This window comes from Pseudomonas fulva NBRC 16637 = DSM 17717 (assembly GCF_000730565.1).
In the GTDB taxonomy this organism is placed as follows: Bacteria; Pseudomonadota; Gammaproteobacteria; order Pseudomonadales; family Pseudomonadaceae; genus Aquipseudomonas; species Aquipseudomonas fulva.
Genome location: NZ_BBIQ01000026.1, coordinates 39,195 through 58,992, shown reverse-complemented (window position 1 = coordinate 58,992; position 19,798 = coordinate 39,195). Strand labels below are relative to the sequence as shown.

General features: G+C 62.5%; 21 protein-coding genes and 1 pseudogene. 12 read left to right on the top strand and 10 right to left on the bottom strand.

What is annotated here, in order from left to right:
- Window positions 1-367: 367 nt before the first annotated feature.
- Genes hemA through murI form a run of 5 tightly spaced genes read left to right on the top strand, consistent with a single transcriptional unit; the run spans window position 368 to window position 5,093 of the window.
- A complete protein-coding gene (gene hemA, locus PFU01S_RS20130; RefSeq protein WP_027916625.1) occupies window positions 368-1,645 on the top strand; it encodes a glutamyl-tRNA reductase in 1,278 nt (425 codons plus the stop codon).
- The gene (gene prfA / locus PFU01S_RS20125) at window positions 1,642-2,724 is read left to right on the top strand and encodes a peptide chain release factor 1 (RefSeq protein WP_027916624.1); all 1,083 of its coding nucleotides are present in this window, start codon (window positions 1,642-1,644) and stop codon (window positions 2,722-2,724) included. The genes hemA and prfA overlap by 4 nt, the downstream gene beginning before the upstream one ends.
- Window positions 2,724-3,554 (top strand): peptide chain release factor N(5)-glutamine methyltransferase, encoded by an 831-nt coding sequence (gene prmC, locus PFU01S_RS20120; RefSeq protein WP_028688102.1) that lies wholly within the window; start codon window positions 2,724-2,726, stop codon window positions 3,552-3,554. The genes prfA and prmC overlap by 1 nt, the downstream gene beginning before the upstream one ends.
- Window positions 3,548-4,303 (top strand): molybdopterin-synthase adenylyltransferase MoeB, encoded by a 756-nt coding sequence (locus PFU01S_RS20115; protein WP_028688103.1) that lies wholly within the window; start codon window positions 3,548-3,550, stop codon window positions 4,301-4,303. Before prmC ends, PFU01S_RS20115 begins: the two co-directional genes overlap by 7 nt.
- On the top strand, window positions 4,296-5,093 hold the full coding sequence (gene murI / locus PFU01S_RS20110; RefSeq protein ID WP_027916621.1) for a glutamate racemase: 798 nt from the start codon (window positions 4,296-4,298) through the stop codon (window positions 5,091-5,093). Before PFU01S_RS20115 ends, murI begins: the two co-directional genes overlap by 8 nt.
- A 43-nt stretch (window positions 5,094-5,136) precedes the next feature.
- On the opposite strand, the gene PFU01S_RS20105 is transcribed toward murI, so the two are convergent.
- The 5 genes and pseudogenes from PFU01S_RS20105 to PFU01S_RS20085 all read right to left on the bottom strand — a co-directional run bounded on the left by PFU01S_RS20105 (window position 5,137) and on the right by PFU01S_RS20085 (window position 10,211).
- A complete protein-coding gene (locus tag PFU01S_RS20105; protein WP_033737269.1) occupies window positions 5,137-5,838 on the bottom strand; it encodes an SDR family NAD(P)-dependent oxidoreductase in 702 nt (233 codons plus the stop codon).
- 21 nt (window positions 5,839-5,859) lie between these two features.
- Window positions 5,860-7,278, bottom strand: coding sequence for a deoxyribodipyrimidine photo-lyase (phrB, locus tag PFU01S_RS20100; RefSeq protein WP_027916619.1), 1,419 nt, complete (start codon window positions 7,276-7,278; stop codon window positions 5,860-5,862).
- Window positions 7,269-8,169 (bottom strand): annotated as a pseudogene (locus tag PFU01S_RS20095) (MerR family transcriptional regulator). Before PFU01S_RS20095 ends, phrB begins: the two are co-directional and overlap by 10 nt.
- Window positions 8,159-9,127 (bottom strand): YbgA family protein, encoded by a 969-nt coding sequence (locus PFU01S_RS20090; RefSeq protein WP_027916618.1) that lies wholly within the window; start codon window positions 9,125-9,127, stop codon window positions 8,159-8,161. The pseudogene PFU01S_RS20095 and the gene PFU01S_RS20090 overlap by 11 nt, the downstream one beginning before the upstream one ends.
- A gap of 97 nt (window positions 9,128-9,224) precedes the next feature.
- A complete protein-coding gene (locus PFU01S_RS20085; protein WP_027916617.1) occupies window positions 9,225-10,211 on the bottom strand; it encodes an NAD(P)/FAD-dependent oxidoreductase in 987 nt (328 codons plus the stop codon).
- Between the two features lie 187 nt (window positions 10,212-10,398).
- On the opposite strand from PFU01S_RS20085, the gene PFU01S_RS20080 reads away from it, so the two are divergent.
- The gene (locus tag PFU01S_RS20080) at window positions 10,399-11,304 is read left to right on the top strand and encodes a TIGR01777 family oxidoreductase (protein WP_027916616.1); all 906 of its coding nucleotides are present in this window, start codon (window positions 10,399-10,401) and stop codon (window positions 11,302-11,304) included.
- Between the two features lie 13 nt (window positions 11,305-11,317).
- On the top strand, window positions 11,318-12,334 hold the full coding sequence (gene hemH / locus PFU01S_RS20075) for a ferrochelatase (RefSeq protein WP_028688105.1): 1,017 nt from the start codon (window positions 11,318-11,320) through the stop codon (window positions 12,332-12,334).
- Between the two features lie 55 nt (window positions 12,335-12,389).
- Here hemH and PFU01S_RS20070 read toward each other — a convergent pair whose 3' ends face one another.
- Window positions 12,390-13,664: a uracil-xanthine permease family protein gene (locus tag PFU01S_RS20070; protein WP_023534705.1), complete on the bottom strand. Its 1,275-nt coding sequence runs from the start codon at window positions 13,662-13,664 to the stop codon at window positions 12,390-12,392.
- Between the two features lie 2 nt (window positions 13,665-13,666).
- Entirely contained in the window at window positions 13,667-14,305 is a 639-nt protein-coding gene (gene upp / locus PFU01S_RS20065; protein ID WP_027916614.1) for a uracil phosphoribosyltransferase, read from the bottom strand.
- Window positions 14,306-14,468: 163 nt separating this feature from the next.
- On the opposite strand from upp, the gene PFU01S_RS20060 reads away from it, so the two are divergent.
- The 3 genes from PFU01S_RS20060 to PFU01S_RS20050 all read left to right on the top strand — a co-directional run bounded on the left by PFU01S_RS20060 (window position 14,469) and on the right by PFU01S_RS20050 (window position 15,925).
- Window positions 14,469-15,026 (top strand): hypoxanthine-guanine phosphoribosyltransferase, encoded by a 558-nt coding sequence (locus PFU01S_RS20060; RefSeq protein ID WP_027916613.1) that lies wholly within the window; start codon window positions 14,469-14,471, stop codon window positions 15,024-15,026.
- A gap of 64 nt (window positions 15,027-15,090) precedes the next feature.
- On the top strand, window positions 15,091-15,561 hold the full coding sequence (locus PFU01S_RS20055) for a hypothetical protein (protein WP_028688106.1): 471 nt from the start codon (window positions 15,091-15,093) through the stop codon (window positions 15,559-15,561).
- Between the two features lie 67 nt (window positions 15,562-15,628).
- Window positions 15,629-15,925, top strand: a complete 297-nt coding sequence (locus tag PFU01S_RS20050) for a PA4642 family protein (protein ID WP_027916611.1) — start codon at window positions 15,629-15,631, stop codon at window positions 15,923-15,925.
- 39 nt (window positions 15,926-15,964) lie between these two features.
- Here the strand turns inward: PFU01S_RS20050 and mqo are convergent, their stop codons facing one another.
- Together mqo and PFU01S_RS20040 are read right to left on the bottom strand one after the other, a co-directional pair.
- Window positions 15,965-17,473 (bottom strand): malate dehydrogenase (quinone), encoded by a 1,509-nt coding sequence (gene mqo / locus PFU01S_RS20045; RefSeq protein ID WP_028688107.1) that lies wholly within the window; start codon window positions 17,471-17,473, stop codon window positions 15,965-15,967.
- Between the two features lie 604 nt (window positions 17,474-18,077).
- Window positions 18,078-18,311 carry a hypothetical protein gene (locus tag PFU01S_RS20040; RefSeq protein ID WP_027916610.1) on the bottom strand — a complete coding sequence of 78 codons (234 nt, stop codon included), beginning with the start codon at window positions 18,309-18,311 and terminating at the stop codon, window positions 18,078-18,080.
- 166 nt (window positions 18,312-18,477) lie between these two features.
- Between PFU01S_RS20040 and PFU01S_RS20035 the strand changes: the two genes are divergently transcribed.
- On the top strand, window positions 18,478-19,059 hold the full coding sequence (locus tag PFU01S_RS20035; RefSeq protein ID WP_023534676.1) for a YajG family lipoprotein: 582 nt from the start codon (window positions 18,478-18,480) through the stop codon (window positions 19,057-19,059).
- Window positions 19,060-19,126: 67 nt separating this feature from the next.
- Here PFU01S_RS20035 and PFU01S_RS20030 read toward each other — a convergent pair whose 3' ends face one another.
- Entirely contained in the window at window positions 19,127-19,333 is a 207-nt protein-coding gene (locus PFU01S_RS20030; RefSeq protein WP_027916609.1) for a hypothetical protein, read from the bottom strand.
- A gap of 160 nt (window positions 19,334-19,493) precedes the next feature.
- On the opposite strand from PFU01S_RS20030, the gene PFU01S_RS20025 reads away from it, so the two are divergent.
- Window positions 19,494-19,754 (top strand): hypothetical protein, encoded by a 261-nt coding sequence (locus PFU01S_RS20025; RefSeq protein ID WP_027916608.1) that lies wholly within the window; start codon window positions 19,494-19,496, stop codon window positions 19,752-19,754.
- Window positions 19,755-19,798 lie beyond the last annotated feature (44 nt).

The window sequence follows — 19,798 nt, the reverse complement described above, 5'->3', positions numbered from 1 at the left end:
GATCAAGATCAAGATCAAAAGCAAGATTAAACGCTATGGAGTAAGGGGGAGTCAGTATTGAACTCAAGAGTCATGAGAGTTTGTGTTGGAAGCACGTACGCAGCGCAAGGCCCGATAGCGACCTTGAACGTGAAGAAGTTGTAGCTCGGTGCAAGTCAGGCGCGCGTACTGTCGCCTTGAGCACCCCATCAAGGGGCGGGTAATAGCTGAATAACTACAACCTTGGAGGCCAGCGCCGGAAGTCCACAGCGTATCGGCAAGATCACCTCGACCCCGCCACACTATCGCCTCGATAGCGAACGGTGGTTGTCCTGCAACCTGCGAAAGAGGACAATTATCGGCTTCCTGTCACAACCAGCGATCTTGCATGGCCTTTCTTGCACTTGGTATCAACCATAAGACTGCCTCGGTAGACGTACGCGAGCGCGTGGCGTTTACCCCGGAGCAGCTGGTGGACGCCCTGCAGCAGCTCTGCCGCCTCACCACCAGTCGCGAGGCAGCGATCCTGTCCACCTGCAACCGCAGCGAGCTCTACATCGAGCAGGACCAACTGTCGGCCGATGCCGTGCTCCAGTGGCTGGCCGACTATCACCGCCTCAGCCTCGACGAACTGCGTGCCAGCGCCTACGTGCATGAAGAACACGACGCCGTCCGGCACATGATGCGCGTCGCCTCCGGCCTCGACTCACTGGTGCTCGGCGAACCGCAGATCCTCGGCCAGATGAAATCCGCCTATGCCGTTGCCCGCGAGGCCGGCACCGTCGGGCCGCTGCTCGGGCGCCTGTTCCAGGCCACGTTCAGCGCCGCCAAACAGGTCCGTACCGACACCGCCATCGGCGAAAACCCCGTGTCGGTCGCTTTCGCGGCCGTCAGTCTGGCCAAACAGATCTTCAGCGACCTGGCCCGCAGCCAGGCACTGCTGATCGGCGCCGGCGAGACCATCACCCTGGTCGCTCGCCACCTGCACGAGCAGGGCGTACGCCGCATCGTGGTGGCCAACCGTACGCTCGAGCGCGCCAGCACCCTGGCCGAACAGTTCGGCGCACATGCCGTGCTGCTCGCCGATATCCCCCAGGAACTCGCCAACAGCGATATCGTCATCAGCTCCACCGCCAGCCAGTTGCCGATTCTGGGCAAGGGCGCCGTCGAAAGCGCCCTCAAGCAGCGCCGACACAAACCCATCTTCATGGTCGATATCGCCGTCCCGCGCGACATCGAGACCGAAGTGGGCGAGCTCGACGATGTGTACCTGTATACCGTCGACGACCTGCATGACGTGGTTGCCGAAAACCTCAAGAGCCGCCAGGGCGCTGCCCAGGCCGCCGAAGAACTGGTGGCGGTGGGGGCCGAGGATTTCATGGTGCGCCTGCGAGAGCTGGCCGCTGTCGATGTGCTCCGGGCCTACCGCCAGCAAAGCGAGCGGCTGCGTGATGAAGAACTGCAAAAGGCCCAGCGCTTGCTGGCCAATGGTGGCAACCCTGAAGACGTATTGGCCCAATTGGCGCGCGGCCTGACCAACAAGCTCCTGCATGCGCCCAGCGTGCAGCTGAAAAAGCTCTCGGCCGAGGGCCGCCTCGATGCGCTGGCCATGGCCCAGGAACTCTTTGCCCTCGACGAGGGCTCCACGGACAAATCCCTGCAATGAAAGCGTCGCTGCTCAATAAACTGGACATTCTCCAGGACCGCTTCGAAGAACTCACCGCCTTGCTCGGTGATGCCGAGGTCATTTCCGACCAGACACGTTTTCGCGCCTATTCCCGCGAATATGCCGAAGTCGAGCCGGTGCACACGGCCTATCAGCAATGGCGCAAGGTCCAGGATGATCTTGAAAGCGCCCAGGCGCTGCTCAAGGACAGCGACCCGGACATGCGTGAAATGGCCGTGGAGGAAGTGCGTGAGGCCAAGGACCAGTTGGTGGCGTTGGAGTCGCAACTGCAGCGCATGTTGCTGCCCAAGGACCCCAACGACGGGCGCAACGTGTTTCTCGAGATTCGCGCCGGAACGGGTGGCGACGAAGCGGCGATCTTTTCGGGCGATCTGTTTCGCATGTATTCGCGCTACGCGGAAAAGCGCGGCTGGCGGCTGGAGATCCTTTCCGAGAACGAAGGCGAGCACGGCGGGTACAAGGAAATCATCGCCCGCGTCGAGGGCGAGAACGTGTACGGCAAGCTCAAGTTCGAGTCCGGCGCGCACCGTGTACAGCGCGTCCCCGAAACCGAATCCCAGGGCCGCATCCACACCTCGGCCTGCACCGTGGCGGTTTTGCCGGAGCCGGATGAACAAGCGGCCATCGAGATCAACCCAGCCGACTTGCGCGTGGACACCTACCGCGCGTCCGGCGCGGGCGGTCAGCACGTGAATAAGACCGACTCGGCCATCCGCATCACGCACTTGCCCACAGGCATTGTCGTCGAATGCCAGGAAGAGCGTTCCCAGCACAAGAACCGTGCGCGCGCCTTGTCCTGGTTATCGGCGAAGTTGAACGACATGCAGACCAGCGCCGCTCAGAACGCCATCGCCAGTGAGCGCAAACTGCTGGTGGGCTCCGGGGATCGCTCCGAACGCATCCGCACCTACAATTATCCACAGGGTCGGGTCACGGACCATCGCATCAATCTGACCTTGTACTCGCTGGACGACGTGCTCGCCGGTGGGGTCGATGCGGTGATCGAGCCCCTGCTGGCCGAGTACCAGGCCGACCAACTGGCTGCTCTGGGGGACTGATGACCATCATCGCCAGCCTGCTGCGCAACGCGCAGTTACCCGATTCGCCTACCGAGCGCCTGGATGCCGAGCTGCTGCTGGCGGCGGCGCTTGGCAAGTCGCGCAGTTATTTGCACACATGGCCAGAGCGCATCGTCAGCAGCGAAGCTGCCCAGACCTACGCCGGCTACCTGCAGCGGCGCAGGGAAGGGGAGCCTGTGGCCTATATCCTGGGCCAGCAGGGCTTCTGGAAGATCGATCTGGAAGTGGCCCCGCATACGCTCATCCCGCGCCCGGACACCGAACTGCTGGTCGAGACGGCACTGGAGTTGCAGCCTGCGCTGCCGGCCAGGGTGCTCGACCTGGGGACGGGCACCGGTGCAATTGCCCTTGCCCTGGCCAGCGAGCGACCGGCGTGGCAGGTAACGGCGGTGGATCGCGTGCCCGAGGCCGCCGCGTTGGCCGAGCGCAATCGCCAGCGGCTTGGCCTGGCCAACGTCCGCATCCAGGTCAGCCACTGGCTTGAGGGGCTTGCCGACGAGCGCTTCGACCTGATCGTCAGTAACCCGCCCTACATCGCGGCTTCAGACCCGCATCTGGTCGACGGTGACGTGCGCTTCGAGCCCAGCAGCGCGCTGGTAGCCGGGGTCGACGGTCTGGACGACCTGCGTGTCATCGCCGCCCAGGCGCCGAGCCACCTCAACCCTGGCGGTTGGCTTCTGCTCGAGCATGGTTACGACCAGGCTGATGCCGTACAGGCACTGCTGCGGGAAAACGCCTTTGTCGAGGTGGGCAGCCGCATCGACCTGGGCGGTCACCAGCGCATCACCTTGGGGCGCTTGCCATGCTGAGCGACCAGGAGCTGCTGCGCTACAGTCGGCAGGTATTGCTGTCCCAGATCGACATCGACGGCCAGCTGCGCCTCAAGCAGAGCAAGGCCCTGATCGTCGGACTCGGTGGCCTGGGCTCGCCTGTGGCGCTGTATCTGGCAGCTGCCGGCGTTGGCGAGCTGCACCTGGCGGATTTCGATACGGTCGACCTGACGAACCTGCAGCGCCAGGTCATCCATGACAGTGCCAGCGTGGGCATGAGCAAGGTCGACTCGGCCCTGCAACGTTTGCAGGCGATCAACCCGGAAATCGACCTGATCGCCCACCGCCAGGCGCTGGATGAAGACTCACTGGTCGCTGCCGTATCGGCAGTGGACCTGGTCCTGGACTGCTCGGATAACTTCGGTACACGTGAGGCGGTCAACGCGGCCTGCGTGGCGGCCGCGAAGCCCTTGGTCAGTGGCGCCGCAATACGCCTGGAAGGCCAGCTGTCGGTGTTCGACCCGCGCCGGGACTACAGCCCCTGCTATCACTGCCTGTATGGCCACGGCAGCGAGGCCGAGCTGACCTGCAGCGAGGCTGGCGTGATTGGCCCCTTGGTGGGGCTGGTGGGCAGCTTGCAGGCGCTGGAGGCCATGAAGCTGCTGGCCGGCTTTGGCGAACCCTTGGTAGGGCGACTGTTGCTGATCGACGCCTTGGGCACGCGCATCCGTGAGTTGCGGGTCAAACGCGACCCTGGCTGCGCGGTGTGTGGCGAGCGCGATGGCTGAGCGCGAGGGGCCGGTCGGGGTGATGGACTCCGGGGTGGGGGGGCTGTCAGTGCTTGCCGAGATTCGTCAACGCTTGCCCAACGAAACGCTCCACTACCTCGCGGATTGTGGCCATGTGCCGTACGGGGAAAAGTCCCCGGACTACATTCGTGAACGCTGCCGCCACATCGCCGCCTTCTTGCATCAACAAGGCGCCAAGGCCATGGTACTGGCCTGCAACACGGCTACCGTGGCTGCGGTGGCTGATCTGCGCGCGCACTATCCTCACTGGCTGATCGTGGGCATGGAGCCGGCGGTCAAGCCTGCCGCAGCGGCCACCCGTTCAGGGATAGTCGGCGTGCTGGCCACGACCGGAACCTTGCAAAGTGCCAAGTTCGCCGCCTTGCTCGATCGCTTTGCCAGCAACGTGCAGGTGATCACCCAGCCTTGCCCCGGGCTTGTCGAACTGATCGAAACGGGAGACCTGAACAGCCCGGTGTTACGCACGTTGCTGGGCAGGTACGTTGAACCGCTTCTGGCGGCGGGCTGCGATACCTTGATACTGGGCTGCACGCATTATCCGTTCTTGAAACCCTTGCTGGCTGAAACGGTGCCCTCCCACGTGGCCGTCATCGATACGGGCGCAGCCGTGGCGCGCCAACTCGAACGCCTGCTCGCGGGTGCTGATCTGCTGGCACCCGGCCCGGCTCGGCCAACGCGGTTCTGGACCAGCGGCGATCCACGCGCGTTGATGGATATCCTTCCGGTGCTGTGGCATACCTCTCAAGACGTGGAACGTTTCACGTCCTGAGCACGTTGCACTGCTTGACTGCACGGTGTGTTGAGCCTCGCAGCTAGTGCTGCGGCAGCGGCCAGAGATTCGACGGGTTCAGCGTCTCGAGCACCAGCTCAGGCTCACGTGCAGGCAAGCGCGCCAGAAGCTCCAGCGCCGCTGTGTCGGCGGTCCAGTCTTCAGGCACCGCGCTGGCAGCCGTCACAGGGTTTTTCAGGGACTGCGGCGCTACCACTGTCAGCGCTATGCCGTTGGCGAGCAACGATGAACGCTGCTCCCTTACCCACTGCACGGCGTTGTTCCAGCCGGCAGGAAACTGCGTCGGCGCGTAGAGCTGCGTGGCGGAGTAGCGGCTGAAAACCGCCATTATCTGGGGCGTATCGCCCTTGGCCAGCAAGGGCGTGGCGTACTCGAGGCAGTGCTGTGCCGCCTGAAGGTTGGTGGTGATCAGATGCTCGAACAACTCGCTGTCCGAGGTACCAGGGAGCAAGTAATCACAGGTGGCGGCATTCAGGATCAAGCCATCCAATGAGCCCCAGGCGTCGCCGATCATGCGGCCTGCCTCGTCAGCATCGGGCTGCTGATGTAATTGGCCTGGAAGCCGCAGCAAGCGATCGCCATGGTGCAAGCACAAGCGATCGAGTTCCTCGCTTGCACCTGCACTGGCGGCGACCCGCTGCCCATTAGCTAAAAGATTGCGGACCAGTGCCAAGCCCAGCCCATCCGTTGCGCCCGTAACCCAAAAACTGCGTGAGCCACCCACGGCATTGCCCTCTATACACGACTAGCGGGGCAACTCCTTGAAAGCCTGGAGCGCCCGCTGTCGACTACTGTGAAGATCGACGATAGGAGTGGGATAGAGGTTAGCATCAATCAAGCCGTGGCATTTTCCGGGGTCGTGGATATTTTTGTCGTCAATGCCCTGCAATTCAGGTACCCACTGACGAATGAAGCGGCCCTTGGGGTCAAAACGTTGGGACTGCGACACGGGGTTGAAGATCCTGAAGTAGGGGACCGAGTCGGTGCCGGTGGATGCGCTCCACTGCCAGCCGCCGTTGTTGGCCGCCAGATCGCCGTCGATCAGATGGCGCATGAAGTGACGTTCCCCCAGCCGCCAGTCGATCAACAGGTTCTTGCTCAGGAACATGGCGGTCAGCATGCGTAGCCGGTTGTGCATCCAGCCGGTGGCCAGCATCTGGCGCATGGCCGCATCGATGATCGGGAAGCCGGTTCGGCCCTGCTGCCAGGCTTCGAATTCCTTGGGTGCCTTACGCCACGGCAACGCCTCGGTGTGCGCACGGAAGGCACGATGCCGAGACACCTGGGGATAGCCCGTCAAGATGTGCTTGTAGAATTCGCGCCAGAGCAGCTCGTTGATCCAGGTCTGGACGCCGCTGCTGCCGCTGTCGAACTCGCCTCGGTTGTGGGCCAGCGCGGCATGCAGGCATTGGCGGGGTGAGATGACCCCCGCTGCAAGGTAGGCTGACAGCTGACTGGTGCCCTCGCGAGCAGGAAGATCACGCAACGTCTCGTAGTCGTCGATGACCTCGTCGGTGAATCGGGCAAGCCTTGCCTGAGCCTCCTGCTCGCCAGCAGGCCAATGCTTGCGCAGCGCGTCTGCGGGCTTTTCGAAGGGGTCGACATGGTGCGCAATCGGGTCGCTCTTGATTGATGTCGGGGCTTGACGTTTAACCGGTGAGGCCATTGAGGGCAGGCTGCGGTGCAAGTGTTCCAGGCAGTTTTTCTTGAATTGGCCGAACACCTGGAAGTAGCCGCCACTGCGGGTCAGCACCGTTCCGGGCCGGAACAGGAGCTGGTCGAGGTGGCTGTGAACCTGAACCTCGGAGGCTTCGAGCAATTGGCGCGTGGCCGTGTCGCGGCGGGCCTCGTTGATGCCGTATTCCTCGTTCCAGTGAACGCTCTGGACATGATGCTTCCGGCAGACGTCGAGCACAGCCTGAGGCGCATCATCCCAGGTGTCTATCGTGCGTATGAGCAATGGGATGTTGAGCGCATCAAGCGACTGGCGCACCTCGCGCAGGTTGCGTAGCCAGAAATCCACTTTGCAGGCCGCATCGTCATGGGCCTGCCATTGACCAGGGCTGATAAGCCACAGGGCCAGGGTTGGGCCACGTTCACTGGCGGCGCTCAGGGCGGTGTTGTCGGTAACGCGTAGGTCACTGCGAAGCCAGGTCAAATGCATGAAATCGGAATCTCTCCAGGCTGGCAGTCACAGGCCTTGCAGTAACTGCAAGGCCGCTTGAGGGGTATCGAAGGTGTGCAGGTGAGGCAGGTCGAGCGAGCCCAGTTGGGCCTGATGCAGCGCCAGCAAGGCTCCCCCGGCAAGGGTGGGCAGCTGCAGGTTCTGGAGCGTGCGCTGCAACGCGCGGGTGTCGATGCGCGGGCCGAGGTTCAGGAGCACCGCGCGCGGCTTCAAGGCCGCAGCTGCACTCTGCAACTGCGCACCGGCCACGGCTTGCTCGAGGATTTCCACCGCAAAGCCATTGCTGGTGAACAGCCATGCGCAGAGCCACAGGCCAGGGTCGAAGCCTCGGTCACTGTCTTCGGCAAGCAGAACCGGTGGGCCCTGTAGCAGCTGATTGTCGTGATACACCCGCGCGCCCAGTTTGCTGCGCAACCACGTATGGAAGAACACCTGCTCAAGCCGGGCGTTGAAGTAATTGCGCCAGCGCAGTTCCAGCAGGTCCAGCAAAGGCAGCAGCAACTGCTCGCATAACGTGACGGCAGGGTAGAGCGCCATGGCCTGGTTCAACTGATGATCCAGCGCCCGTTGCGACAAGTTGGCGATGGCTTCGAGCATCTGGAACTGACGGGTTTGCCAATCCCCGGTGGGTGGGGTGCTGAGTGGCTTGTCCAGCAAATCCCCCACCTGGCTGACCGATGCACCACGCTGCAACCAGGCCAGGATCGCTTCCACTCTCTCGACCTGTTCGACCGGGTACAGTCGATGCCCCTTGGGTGTGCGCTGTGGCTTGAGCAGCCCGTAGCGCCGCTCCCATGCGCGCAGGGTGACCGGGTTGACGCCCGTGCGCCGGGCCAGCTCACCAATTGGTAGAAGAATCTCAGACCGCATTACGTAGTCCCAGGCGTTCAGGATGAGGCTGCAAGTAGGCTTGTTGCAGCAGGTAGGGGTCAGGGTGGTTGCGCAGATGATGCTTGAGCAGGGTCAGCGGTACGATCAAAGGCACGACCCCTTGCTGGTACTGTCCGATCAACGTCTGCAGCTCGGCTTTGTCGGCAGGGGTCAGGGCGTTTTTGAAGTAGCCGCTCAGATGCTGCAACACATTGCCGTGTGTGCCACGGCTGGCACAGCGGCGCAAAGCCTGCATCAGCTCCGAGAAATAGCGCGGGGCGACAACGGCCGTATCGTCGTCCTTGCTCATGCTGCCGAGCATGCGCCCCAAGGTGCGATAAGCCTGCGGGTTGTTCGCCATCAGCAGGTACTTGTAGCGGGAGTGGAAAGCCAGCAGCGCATGGCGACTCAAGCCTTGCTCAAGCAGATGTTGCCAATCGGCGTACGCGTACACGCGGCTGATGAAGTTCTCGCGCAGCACAGGGTCGTGCAGGCGGCCTTCCTCTTCGACCGGCAGGTCTGGCCTTAGCTCGCAAAAAGCCTGCGCATAGGCGCCGCGACCGCGGTTGATGGCCGGGTGACCATTGTCCTGGTAGACCTTGACACGCTCAAGACCGCACGAGGGCGACTTCTGCATGAAGATGTAGCCGCAAACATCATCAAGTTCGGCGGCCATCTGTTTACCGTAATCACGCAGCGGACCCGTATAGTCCAGGTCAGGGTTGCGCGTGCCCACGACTTCAGGATGTTCAGGGTCGCCCACCAGCCGGATTGGATCGCGCGGTACACCCAGGCCAATGGCCATTTCTGGGCACACCGTCGTCCATTCGAAATGTTCTTCCAGTTGGGTGCGGCACAGGTCCGAGGACTTGTGCCCACCGTTGTAACGCACGTTATGCCCGGTCAGGCAGGCACTGATAGCGATGCGCGGCTTGTGGTGAACTGCAGGGTCGTGCATAGCTGCCTCCGTATACCTGTACAACTTATCAGTCATGTACAGGAATATTCCAGCACATAGTGGGTCCGGTGCGAACCCTTAAGGTGTAGATAGCCGATCAGTCCAAGTGTTCAAGTAAACGGCGCGCGGCCTCTTGTCCACTCAACCAGGCACCTTCCACCCGTCCGGACAGGCACCAGTCCCCGCAGGCATATAACCCTTGGTCGGCATCGGCCAGGGCGCCGAATTCGTGATGGCTGCCGGGGCGGGCGTACAACCAGCGGTGGGCCAGGGCAAACGCGGGCTCAGGCACGGCGCAACCGACCAGTTCGGCGAACTCGCCGCGCAGGTGCTCGACGACGTCGTCCTTGGACAGGTCGATGTGTTGTCGGCTCCAGTTGGAAGTGGCGTGCAGTACCCACGTGTCCAGCGTCTCGTCGCGCCCCGGCTTGCTGCGGTTGCGTGCCAGCCAGTCAAGGGGGCTTTCCTGGACGAAGCAGCCTTGCATGGGCGTATCCAGAGGGGCCTTAAAGCCCAGCGCCACCGCCCACGTCGGCTCCATCTGCACCCCGGCGGCCACGGCTGCGAGCTTTGGCGTGGCTGCCAGTAGGGGCGTTGCCTGTGGCGCCGGTACGGCAACCACCACACGGCGGAATGGACCATGGCTGCAGCCCTCGGTGTCCTGCAGGTGCCAGTAGTCCTTGCCGCGAAAGACCTCGGTAATACGGCAGGCGAAGCTAACGGTCATGTCCTTGAGCAGGCCGCGGGTGATGGCGCTCATGCGTGGCACGCCCACCCAGCGGGTCTGTTCATCGGGGGAGGGGGTGAGTGACCCGTCGCGGTAGTTGTACAGCTGTGGTTTCCACTGCGCCGCCCAGCCGGCGGCTACCCAGTGCTGCAGTTCTTCGACGAAGCGGCGGTCACGGGCGGTGAAATACTGCGCCCCCAAGTCCAGTGCACCGGCTTCGCTGCGTTTGCTGGCCATGCGCCCGCCGCTGCCATGGCCCTTGTCGAAAAGGTGCACGGTCTGCCCGGCGCTCTGCAGTGCCTGGGCGGCTGACAGGCCGGCAATGCCAGCCCCGATGATGGCAATAGGTATGGTCATGATGGCCTCTTAAAACCTTGCTATGCGCAGATTACGCTGTCAGGCAAACCTGTACAATCATAAAAATATGTATAAGTATATTCCGCAAGTAACGATTGGTTGGCCTATGTTTATCGGAGAGCATGGGCGCTAGAAAGTGCCTTGATGTTAAAAATAGACCACTGCCTTATTCCATGAGGACACTGCCATGCACATCCTGCTGACAGGCGGCACCGGATTGATAGGCCGGCACTTGTGCCGTCACTGGCTTGCTCAAGGGCATCGGCTCACCGTGTGGAGTCGACGTCCCGAGGCGGTGGCGACGCTTTGCGGCGACGGTGTCAGAGGCATTGCCGAGCTCAATGAACTGGAAGCGGCCGACCCCATTGATGCCGTGGTGAATCTGGCCGGTGCGCCGATTGCCGATCGACCCTGGACGGCCTCTCGGCGCAACCTGCTGTGGTCAAGCCGCATCGCCCTTACGGAGCAATTGCTGGCATGGCTGGGCAGGCGTGAGCAGCGTCCGGGCGTGCTGATCTCAGGTTCGGCCGTGGGATGGTACGGTGACGGCGGCGAACGTGAGTTGACCGAAGACGCCCCGCCGGTGGTCGAAGACTTCGCCAGCCAACTGTGCATCGCCTGGGAGGAAACGGCGTGCCGTGCACAAGCGCAGGGCATTCGGGTGGTGCTGGTGCGTACAGGGCTGGTGCTGGCCAGCGACGGCGGCTTCCTGTCTCGCCTGCGCTTGCCCTTCAAGTTGGGATTAGGTGGGCCGATAGGCAACGGTCGGCAGTGGATGCCCTGGATCCACATAGACGACCAGATCGCCCTGATTGATTTTCTCTTGCAGCGCACCGACGCCAGCGGCCCTTACAATGCCTGTGCACCTGAGCCTGTGCGTAACCGTGAATTTGCCAAGCAGCTGGGCAGGGCGCTGCACCGACCTGCCGTGATACCCCTGCCTGGGTTGCTGCTGAAAGCTGGCCTGGGCGAGATGTCGAACCTGCTGCTCGGTGGCCAGCGCGCCTACCCCACGCGGTTGCTGGCAGCCGGGTTCACGTTCCGCTTCAACGATCTGCAATCGGCGCTGGGCAATTTGTCCAGCCGCCTCTGACATAGGATGCTGCATGACCGATCACGCTTTGCTGCTGGTCAACCTGGGTTCACCGGCCTCCACGTCGGTAGCCGATGTTCGCCGCTACCTCAATCAGTTTCTCATGGACCCCTATGTGGTCGACTTGCCCTGGCCCATCCGGCGCCTGTTGGTGTCGTTGATACTGATCAAGCGTCCCGAGCAGTCCGCCCACGCCTATGCCTCGATCTGGTGGGACGAGGGCTCGCCGCTGGTGGTGCTTACCCGTCGCCTGCAAGCGGCCATGGTCGATCACTGGCCTCACGGGCCGGTTGAAATCGCCATGCGCTACGGTGAGCCAGCCTTGCCCCAGGTACTGGAGCGGCTTGCGGCGCAGGGTATACGCAAGGTCACCCTGGCGCCCCTGTACCCACAATTTGCCGACAGCACAGTAACGACCGTCGTGGAGCTCGCCCGGCAGACCATCACCGAGCAGCGACTGCCGCTGCAGATGCGCGTGCTGCAACCGTTCTACGATGATCCAGACTACATCGACGCATTGGTCGCCAGTGCCCGGCCCTATTTGGAGCAGGACTATGACCACCTGCTGCTCAGCTTCCATGGCTTGCCCGAACGCCATTTGAAGAAACTCTTCCCCAGCGGTACGAAGCATGACCTGCGAGCGCCCGAGTGCTGCGAAGGTGCCAGCGCCCAAGTGCGTGCCGTGTGTTACCGCGGGCAGTGCCTGGCTACGGCCAGGGCGTTCGCGACGAAGCTGGGCATACCAGCGGGCAAGTGGTCGGTCTCCTTCCAGTCGCGGCTGGGCCGGGACAAGTGGATCGAACCCTATACCGAAGCGCGGCTGGACGAACTCGCCCAGGCCGGGGTGAAGAAGTTGCTGGTGATGTGCCCGGCCTTCGTGGCCGACTGCATCGAGACGCTCGAGGAAATCGGCATGCGCGGCAGCGAGCAATTCGTCGAAGCCGGTGGTCAGGAGCTGGTGCTGGTGCCCTGCATGAACGAACACCCGGAATGGGTGAGGGTGCTGGCCAAGCTCTGCGAAAACGCTTGATGGCCCGCCTGGTCTGGCCCCGTCGAGGACGGCGCCAGACCAGGCGACTCAGGCGTCAAGGCAACTGATCATCCTGCTGCTTGTGCTTCCAGGCATCGTTGCCTGGCAGGATGAGGTTGAGCGCGATCGCCACGATGGCGCACAACGCGATGCCCTTCAGGCCCCAGTCGTCGGGACCGTCACCGCTGCCGACCAGCACGCCGCCGATACCGAATACCAGGGTCACCGACACGATCACCAGGTTCCGCGCTTCGGCGAGGTCGACCTTGTGGCGGATCATGGTATTGAGCCCGACGGCTGCGATCGAGCCGAACAGCAGACAGAGGATGCCACCCATCACAGGCACCGGAATGCTCTGCAGCAGGGCGCCGAACTTGCCGATGAAGGCCAGGGTGATGGCGAACACCGCAGCCCAGGTCATGATCTTCGGGTTGTAGTTCTTGGTCAGCATCACCGCGCCGGTCACCTCGGCGTAGGTGGTGTTGGGCGGTCCGCCGAACAGGCCGGCTGCCGTCGTGGCGATGCCGTCACCCAGCAGCGTGCGGTGCAGGCCCGGTGTCTTCAGGTAGTCCCGTCCCGTCACGCTGCCCACCGCGATGACCCCGCCGATATGCTCGATGGCCGGCGCCAAGGCCACGGGCACGATGAACAGGATGGCCTGCCAGTTGAAGGCAGGGGCGGTGAAGTTGGGCAATTCCAGCCAGGGCGCCGCTGCAATCTTCGCCGTGTCGACCACCCCGAAAGCGAATGACAGGGCAAAACCCACCAGCACGCCGGCGATGATTGGCACCAGGCGGAAGATGCCTTTGCCGAACACGGCCACGATCAGCGTCGTCAGCAGGGCCGGCATGGAAATCAGCATGGCGGTGCTGTAGGGCAGCAGCACGCTACCATCGCCAGCCTTGCCCATCGCCATGTTGGCCGCGATCGGTGCCATGGCCAGGCCGATGGAGATGATCACCGGGCCGATCACCACCGGGGGCAGCATACGGTCGATGAAGCCTGTGCCCTTGATCTTCACCATCAGGCCCATGAAGGTGTAGACGAACCCGGCGGCCATGACGCCACCCATGGTTTCTGCCAGACCGAACTGGCCCTTGGCGAGAATGATCGGGGTGATGAAGGCAAAGCTCGATGCCAGGAAAACCGGCACCTGACGCCCGGTCACCAGCTGAAACAGCAAGGTGCCAAGGCCTGCGGTGAACAGCGCGACGTTAGGGTCCAGGCCGGTAATCAAGGGCATCAGCACCAGTGCGCCAAATGCCACGAAGAGCATCTGCGCGCCTGAAACGACCTGACGCCAGAGCGGGTCGTTGTAGCCGTCCTGCATGGTCAGGCGTCCTTTTGCTTGGTGCCGAAGATCTTGTCGCCGGCATCACCCAGGCCTGGGACGATGTAGCCATGTTCGTTCAGGCGCTGGTCGATGGAGGCCGTGTAGATCTGCACATCCGGGTGGGCCTTGTGTACCACGTCAATGCCCTCTGGGGCAGCAACCAGGACCATGGCGCGGATTTCCCGGCAACCGGCCTTTTTCAGCAGGTCGATGGTGGCGACCATCGAGGCGCCGGTGGCCAGCATCGGATCGATGATCAGTGCCAGGCGCTGGTTGATGTCCGGCGCGAGCTTTTCCAGGTAAGTGTGGGCCTCAAGCGTCTCTTCGTTGCGGGCCACGCCCACCGCGCTGACCTTGGCACCCGGCACCAGGCTGAGCACGCCGTCGAGCATGCCGATGCCTGCGCGCAGGATTGGCACGACCGTGATCTTCTTGCCGGCGATCTTTTCCACGGCAACCTTGCCGCACCAGCCGTCGATTTCGTAGGTTTCCAGTGGCAGGTCCTGGGTGGCCTCATACGTCAACAGGGCGCCGACTTCCTGGGCAAGTTCGCGAAAATTCTTGGTGCTGATATCAGCACGGCGCATCAGGCCGAGCTTGTGGCGGATCAGCGGATGGCGGATCTCACGAGTGGGCATAGGGGGGGCTCCGAAAGGCGGGCAAAAAAACCGCGCTAGATTAATCTATTCAGCCTGTGCTGTCGTCTGATCATTTTGCACGTTAGTCCATAAACGCTTGATCTGTGACGAGCGGATGCGTACCTTTGCCCGCTTTTCCAAAATGCACCTCCTGGAGAGCGCCATGTCCGCCGATCTCGAGCATATCCGTCAAGTCATGCGTGAAGCAGACTGCCTGTACACCGAAGCCGAAGTCGAAGCGGCCATCGCCAAGGTCGGCGAGCAGATCTGCCAAGAACTGCACGACAAGAACCCCGTGGTGTTCTGCGTGATGAACGGCGGCCTGATCTTTGCTGGCAAGCTGTTGACCCACCTGCAGTTCCCGCTGGAAGCCTCGTACCTGCACGCCACCCGTTACCGCAACCAGACCAGTGGCGGCGAGCTGTTCTGGAAGGCCAAGCCGGAAGTCTCGTTCATCGACCGCGATGTGCTGATTGTCGATGACATTCTCGACGAGGGCCACACCCTCAGCGCTATCATCGACTTCTGCAAGCATGCCGGCGCCCGCGCCGTGCACACGGCCGTGCTGATCGACAAGGACCACGACCGCAAGGCCAGCCCGGACCTCAAGGCCAACTACGTGGGCTTGCCGTGCATCGATCGTTACATCTTCGGCTATGGCATGGACTACAAGGGCTACTGGCGCAACGCCAACGGCATCTTCGCCGTCAAAGGGCTCTGAGCGCAGCCTGCCTGCCGCCCGCGTGCAGCATGCTAGAGTGCTCCTTCAAGCCAAGGAGCCTCACATGCGTGCGTTCATCCCGTTCCTGCTGGCAGTCAGCCTGCCCCTGGCTGCCGCGCCGATGCACAGCCAATTCTTGCCGCCCGACGACCAGTCCCTGCGCCAGGCAGCGCCCACCGCCCAGCAGCTCCTTCAGGTCACCGACTACACCGTGGTGGTCGGCGCCCAGCGCCAATCGGACCAGCAACCCATTCCGATCACCTCTTCCTTGCAGGTGCGCCTCAAAGGCAAGCCTCTGAGCAAGGCGGCCAGCATCACCCAGGTGCTGCTGACCTTCGACGGCGAGGCGGCCAAGAGCCTGAAAAAGCCGCTGTACGACGAGAAGACACGCACGCTGAGCTTGAATTACCCGCTCAGCGATTACCGGGTCATCATGGACCTGCTGCGCAACGAGACCCTGTATGTGCAGTTTCTCACCTATGCCAACGGGCACATCTGGGCGGACCTGCACACCGGCACCGTACGTACGCGTTGAGGCTCGCGCGCGGCGGAAGGTACACTGCCGCCTTTTGAACATCGTGATGGTCCAGTTGGAGTCGGCAATGCGTAAAGACAAGAAACAGGTAATCGGTGACGAAATCAGCGACGACTACATCAAGGCGTTTCTCCAGTTCGAGCCCGCCGATGAGGTCACCTCGCCCTCGCTGCACAAGCTGGTAAAGGCTTACCGCGGCTTGCGCGTGGATGACTTCCGGCGTTTCGTTGGCTTCTTCGTCGAAGCAGGCTTGGACCTCGATGGCAAGGACGAGCACGGCAAGACGTTCGCCGAGCAGATCGCCGATCAGCGCAATGGCGAGGAGTACATCGAAATCATCGAAAACGCCCGCTCACGGGCATGAAAAAACGCCCCGAGGGGCGTTTTTCATTGGCCGGGCGGCTTAGGCGTAATGCTTGGCTGCCGGGCTGCTTTGCACCAGATCCAGTGCCGCATCGTTGTCGGCGCTGATCTTCTGGTAAAGCGCAGCGTCGGTGGCCAGGGTCTTCTCGCGCGCCGGGAAGATCTCCTTGAGCTTGGCTGCCCAGGCACCTTTTGCCTGCTCCGGGAAGCAGCGCTCGATCAGTTCCAGCATGATCGAGACCGTCACCGAAGCACCGGGCGATGCGCCCAGCAGCGCTGCCAAGCTGCCGTCCTCGGCAGACACCAACTCGGTACCGAACTGTAGAACGCCGCCTTTCTTCGGGTCCTTCTTGATGATCTGCACACGCTGGCCAGCCACTTCCAGGCGCCAGTCTTCGGCCTTGGCCTCGGGGTAGAAGCGGCGCAGGGATTCCAGGCGCTGCTCCATCGACTGCATCACCTCACTGACCAGGTACTTGGTCAGGTCCATGTTGTCTCGGGCCACCGCCAGCATCGGGCCAAGGTTGCCCAGGCGTACCGACAGGGGCAGGTCCAGCAGCGAACCGTGCTTGAGGAACTTGGTGGTAAAGCCGGCATACGGCCCGAACAGCAGGGATTTCTTGCCGTCGACCACGCGCGTGTCCAGGTGCGGCACGGACATGGGCGGCGCGCCAACGGCGGCCTGGCTGTAGACCTTGGCCTGATGCTGACTGACGATTTCCGGATTGTCGCAACGCAGCCACTGGCCACTGACCGGGAAGCCGCCAAAGCCCTTGCTTTCGGGGATGCCGGAGGCCTGCAGCAGCGGCAGGGCAGCGCCGCCGGCGCCGAGAAACACGAAGCGGGCGTCCACTTCGCGGCTGCCGCCGCTGTTGACGTCCTTGATGCTGACCGTCCAGCCGGCGCCGTTGCGACGCAGGCCCACGACCTTCTTGCAATACTTGACCTGCGCGTCGGGCGCGTCGCCCAGCAACTTGAGCAGTTTGTTGGTCAGGGCCCCGAAATTGACGTCGGTCCCCTTGAGCACCCGGGTGGCGGCAATGTGCTGGTCAGCCGGGCGGCCCGGCATCATCAGCGGCATCCACTCGTTCATCACGGCCTTGTCGTCGGTGTACTCCATCTCGGCAAAGGCGTGATGCTGCTTGAGCAGTTCATAGCGCTTTTTCAGGAAGGCGATGCCCTTGTCACCCTCGACGTAGCTCAGGTGCGGTACCGGGTTGATGAACGCCCGCGCCGGGCCGAAGTTGCCTTTCTTGCTCAAGTAGGCCCAGAACTGGCGAGACACCTCGAACTGGGTATTGATGTGCACGGCCTTCTTGATGTCGATGCTGCCATCAGCGGCCTGGGGCGTGTAGTTCAGCTCGCACAAGCCGGCGTGGCCGGTGCCTGCGTTGTTCCAGGGGTTGGAACTCTCTGCGGCCCCGGAATCCATCGCCTCGACCACTTCGAGTTTCAGGGTCGGGTCGAGCTCCTTGAGCAGTACGGCCAGGGTGGCACTCATGATACCTGCGCCTACCAGTACTACATCAACCGATTCGTTCTGCGCCATTTAACGCGTCTCCACAATCTACAGCTACCTAATTGACAGCACAGGATCACCGGGTTCTCCAGGATCGCCATGTCCGACTTTTCGCAGTTCATGCAACGTCCGCGGACACCGCCAACCAGTCTTTGGGTTCGCCTATTGAACCCTGTTTGCCCCAGGTGCGGCAATTCGACTTATGGTCAACGACCGTCGGATGCGCTACGCAAGCCGCTCAGACACGCATCCAGCTTGGGGCCATTTGCCGCCTGTTCAGGGCTGTAGGGGACACACCTGCCGCTTTTGCACATGCCAGATTGTTCATTTGCTCGCCACACTCTTGTGAAGTAGTGAAAACCGTTTTTTCACGCTCTTTTGGAGACGTGAACCTCAAAAGGGGACTGCGCGATGGCAACCCACAGGTTCTTTGCAGTGTGACGGCCATGGAAGCAGGCACGACAGCCGATGCAAGACCTGAGTGGAAGGCTCTCTGTGGGCGAGGCGGGTAGATTTGCCGTGGTCAGACGGCGGATGCGGGGCCCGATCAGGAGACGTCCTTATAATCGGGGGGAGATTATAGCGATGTCGCAGCCAGAAATGTCGCCATTTCGCGGTTTTATTGCGGGGTTTTTCAGGCAGCCAGGATGCGTTGGTGCCAACGACGACTTGTCGGCTTGCAAACCCGGGCATCGTCCGGCAGTGCATGACCCAGCCAGGCAAGCTGCACCTCTTGCACCTGCACCCAGCCATCGCCCTCGGGTGCTTGCGAGCAATGCTTGAAGGCCAGGCACGTGCCATTCGCGTCGAGCAGGGCGTAGGCGGTGTGGCGAGGAGCAGGCAACAGCAGGTGCAAAAGCGAGGCCATGGCAGATGTCCTGTGCAGGTGAACGTGCTGCCACCTTAAGTGTCGCCGGTTAAGCGTTTGTGACAACCCCGGGCCTACCGGGCGCAAGCGGTGCAAGCCGCTTGTAGCCAGGCCCTTGCCGCTGGGTATACTGTGCGCCATCGCCGCATTTTCTGGAGAATCGCGCATGTTGCAACGACTGTTGTTCGGTTTGATCACCGTAGCCAGCCTCAGCCTGGTCGGTTGTGCCCACAGCCCGCAACAACTCAATCCGCAGCCCAAGCTCACGGCGCAACTCACCCCGGTGGGGCAGGGCCAGCCGGTGGTGGTGCGAGTGGTAGACGGCAGGCCTTCACCGTCGCTGGGCACCCGCGGTGGCATGTACCCGGAAACCAGCACCATCAGTGTCAGCGGCAACCAGGTGGTGCCCAAGCTGCAGGCCCAGGCCGAGGCTGCCGTGCGCCTGCTGGGCTTCACGCCCACCACCGCAGGCAACGCGCCCCAGTTGACCGTTACCCTGGCCGAGCTGAAGTACCAGTCGCCCAAGGACAAGCTGTACGTGACCGAAGCCACCATTGGCGCTACCTTCCGTGCTGACGTCGCCAACAACGGCCGCCGCTACACCGGTCGCTATGGCGCTTCGCTGGATCAGCGCTTTGGCATGGCGCCAAACCAGGACACCAACACCCAGTTGGTCAGCGATGTGTTGAGCGACGCACTGACCCGGTTGTTCAAGGACCCAAGCATCGGTCAGGTGCTGGCGCAGTAACGTTCAATGCTTCACTCAAACCGCTGCCCGGTGACGGCCAGCGGTTTTTTCATGCCGCGTGCCGGTATCATGCCGTCGCGATGCGCAGGTCCAGCAGGCTGATCCCGGTCTGGGTGTCCACCTCGGGCCAGTGCTCATGGGCATGCCCGCCCAAGGCGCAGTAGACCAGCCATTGGCGGTCTTGGACATTGATGGCCAAACCATCGATGAGCGCCTGTTGCTCATCACTCTGGGCAACGAGGTAGAGGCGGTCCTGGTTTTCGGCATGCAGCATGAACGAGCTCCGGTTCGAGGAAGGACGACAGGGTGGCCTGTTCTGATGACGAACCGATGACAGATGAAATTAAATGACACCCGGTCGCCGCCGTGCAGGCAGTGCCAGGTGGCTTGGGTAGAATGCTGGCTTTTGTTCAGGTCTACGCCGAGGTAACGCGATGTCCATGCACATGCTCTGGGGGCTGATTGCCGCCCATCCCACCAAGCTCATCAATGTGCTGGCCTTGCTGCTGACGTGTCCGGGCGGCCTGCTGTTGCACAGCGCCAGGCGTGAGGCGGCCGATGCACGGCTAGGGTTGGGGGCGCAGCCGAGGACGTTTGCGCGATTCGCTGGGTGGGTGCCCAGGCAGCGCTACAGCCTGGGCTTCGCCTGCCTGGCCATTGCGCTGGTGCTGTCGTGGGTCAGCACCTGGGCCTGAGCACAATCGGGGGCTAAGGCCGAACGCGAGGCTCGCGTTCAACA